The sequence below is a fragment of the Xanthomonas bromi genome, assembly GCF_900092025.1.
Taxonomy (GTDB): Bacteria; Pseudomonadota; Gammaproteobacteria; order Xanthomonadales; family Xanthomonadaceae; genus Xanthomonas; species Xanthomonas bromi.
This window is the reverse complement of the sequence record NZ_FLTX01000128.1, coordinates 1-2971: the sequence shown is the minus strand read 5'-3', so window position 1 is coordinate 2971 and position 2971 is coordinate 1. Positions and strand designations below refer to the sequence as shown.

Below are 2971 nucleotides of genomic sequence, written 5' to 3'. Positions count from 1 at the left end.
AATCCATTACAGGATTTTTTTGTAGTCGATCATGTTGGCTATTGACAGGGTATGACAAGCGCACTGGGAGTAGGTATGCCTTGCCTCAGTTGCAGGGCGATTCTAAAGAACTATCGGGTGCTGAAAAATACTTAAAAGATTTCGGATCAAAATGCAATGACAATTCGGTAGTTACCGAGCCTGTATTATCAGGTGTTGGACAGACCCGTGTTGCGGTTAGGTCTGGCCATATTTTTACGATTGAATCGGGTGCTTTAAGGTCACTAAAAGCGCCTTCTAAAGCACGAATATATGTACCGTCTTTGCATTGCGTCAGTACGAGGTAGTCAACAGCGTCAGTGTCCCCGTAGTTGCTGCCTAGATAACGGATTATGGCGTCAGTACGGCCATCCTGATTTAGATCGGGAGTAGCCACTAGGTAGGTCTGCCCATGATTAGCATTGTAGGGGCATCCTTCCTCCGCATCAGGTGGGCAGGCACTAATTTGTTTACCTTTTACTACACGAAGAACAATATGCTCGTCAATCTGAGTTGCCTCGCAGTGTGCTTGTAAAGAATCCCTTAAATTCTTTGTTGGCGCTGCTGCTGAGCAAGAGGTGGCGAAGCAAAGACAGGAAGAGAAAATAATAGTTCTGAGGGAAAAATTCATCGATCATATCCCGGTGGTGTCAAAATGAAAGGAGCGGCGTCCAGTGCGCAAAGATCCAAGCTCATTATTCAGTGTATATTGACGTCCGTTGCGACCCGTATATGTTGGCCAAGAAGCGAGTCGGTCCTGCGTATCATTGACAGCTATTGCATCAGCTAACAGCTGTTCGGTGATAGCCAGTTCGTGGGCATCTGTCCATTGCGCGGGTGCGATGTTCCAATTTAGCTGCGGATGTCCGTTGATGGCGCTAATAAGTGAATCACGTACGCGTTGTCCAGTGACGTGTGCTGGGCGGTAAATATGCCAACGCAGCAGAATTCCAATCGCTTTCTCTGACGTGTAAAATTCGCCCAGTGTACTGTTGATTTGGATAGTGCCTGCTTGAACCGATATGGCGACTCCACTTAGATCGCGAATTCGCATGCGGACCATATCCCACATTGATTGCTGCATGCTTGCAACGGTTCGGCCGGCCATGGCAAACCGATAAAACCAGTGCCAGGTCTTGAAGTAGTTGGCCTCGGCTGGATCACGATCAACCATCGGCAGTTGCTGATTTACCTGCGCAGCTTGTGCAAGGATTGCAGGCGCTTGTGCTACCTGAGTTTGTTCATTGTGCTGGCGTATCCAGCCCGTGTACTTCCGGCCTGTTGGATTCCAGAGAGGGCCGGTATTGGCACCTGCCCAGGCTGATGAAGGATATAGGCCGAAGTTGCCTAGTACTCGCTGGTAATCAGCTTGGTTGCGATGAAGAAAGTAGGAAAGAAAACCGGGAAGTTCGCCATTGTCGTAGCCGCCCTGTGGCATTAAACCCATGGTCCAGTGACAAGGGCCTAGAGAGATCAGCGCATCGTCATAGGCGTTGATACTATCAAACATGCCCATACATTCTTGTTCGGATGTGGCACGTACAACGCGATATGTAGAGGCCGTTGCTCCATCTGGGGACGCGGAAAGGGTAGCGATGGTCGATGCTGGCCCAATAAGCCGCTCCGGCGTCATCTCAGCTTCTGTCCAAGTGTGATTTGGTACTTCGCTCTGCGGTCCTCCATAAGTGGTGTACCGAGCGTAGCCTCCAAGTGACTGGTAGTGGTCTTGGTTACGCGTCGTAGGGAACGTATAATGGCCTGTAAAGTCACGGCTGAACATGCGAACTCGTGCAATTACTTGGTTGGCGGCGTTGCGTATAATTGCCTGAGTTATCTCATTGTAGTTCCAAATATTAACCCCGTTGGTTGCAACGGTAGTGCGTTGACCATTACTTGGGTTAACCTGCCAAGCCTCTATGACTACGGGGCAGCGATAATTATTGCGAAGCCAATGCTCGATCGCATTGCGAGTTGCAGAATTTACTATCCCGCTGATTGGCCCAGTATAGCGAGCATTGTTGGCAACTCGGTCGAGAGAGCTGACGTAGTAGCTTTCTGGCGGATTGGAGTGAGGGCGCGTGCCAAGCGCGGCTACTTCCGGCGCAGTAATGCCTGCCTGAGGTTGCCATCCATGGAGGCGTGCATCATTAATTCGGGCTACGTTATCCATGCCGGCGTAGATCTGAAATTCTCGAACTGCCCAATCTGTGCCGGCGCCGAAAGCACCGTCAGCATTGGTCACAAATAAAAATCCGAGCGTGCGCAGATCATTTTGCAGCTGACGTACATGTTGAGGAACAGCTATCGTAGCTCCAGCTTGATTCTGGGGCGTCTGAGCAGTGGCCGCAGAGGGCGGAGGGTTATTGGTTCCTCCCCATCGTGGTGGTGAATTGCTTGCGGGATTGCCGTCGTTATCGCCGCGGCGCAAGTCGTAATTGCCGTATATCATGCATCCATCCTAGATGTCGTGGTCGTTGCCTAGTGACGTGACGCCTTGCTGGCTGGGTATATTGAGGCCCGCAATGTCCTTCGCTCGGTGGAAGCGCTGTATGGCCATACGGCTCAAAGGACCGAAGTCGCCATCTATTTCTCCGTGATAAAATCCGAGATTCTTAAGTCTGGACTGTAGTCCCATGTGTTCACTCGTCTTTTTCTGGGATGCCAAGTCAAGCTTCCATTCCCATGGATGGTTTTCAAGCCCAAAGGGATAAACGGTAAGCTTCCCTTTGCGCGCACCCTTTGGCAGTTCCTGTATGACAGTCCCGTCTGAGCTGAGCTCTCCCTCAAATATCTGCCCACCTAGTTCTAATTTGTAGGGTTTCCCTTGCAGCCCGCTTAGATTGAACTGCTGACCAACGCGAATGCCAAATTGCTTGGGCAGAAGCACTGTTTCTTTGGGTAAATGTTCGGGAATGGCTGGATTGGTTTCTGGCCCCAAGAACGGATGCCGACT

3 protein-coding genes are annotated in these 2971 nt (G+C 50.7%); all 3 read right to left on the bottom strand.

Annotated features, from left to right (window positions below; translation table 11 throughout):
* Positions 1 to 85: 85 nt before the first annotated feature.
* Positions 86 to 649 carry a hypothetical protein gene (locus XBLMG947_RS23070; RefSeq protein ID WP_139074480.1) on the bottom strand — a complete coding sequence of 188 codons (564 nt, stop codon included), beginning with the start codon at positions 647 to 649 and terminating at the stop codon, positions 86 to 88.
* Positions 650 to 652: 3 nt separating this feature from the next.
* Positions 653 to 2467, bottom strand: a complete 1815-nt coding sequence (locus tag XBLMG947_RS22325) for a peptidoglycan-binding domain-containing protein (protein WP_083993326.1) — start codon at positions 2465 to 2467, stop codon at positions 653 to 655.
* A gap of 9 nt (positions 2468 to 2476) precedes the next feature.
* Positions 2477 to 2971, bottom strand: a 495-nt coding sequence (locus XBLMG947_RS20830; RefSeq protein ID WP_167352060.1) for a peptidoglycan-binding domain-containing protein, incomplete at its 5' end; no start/stop codon positions are given.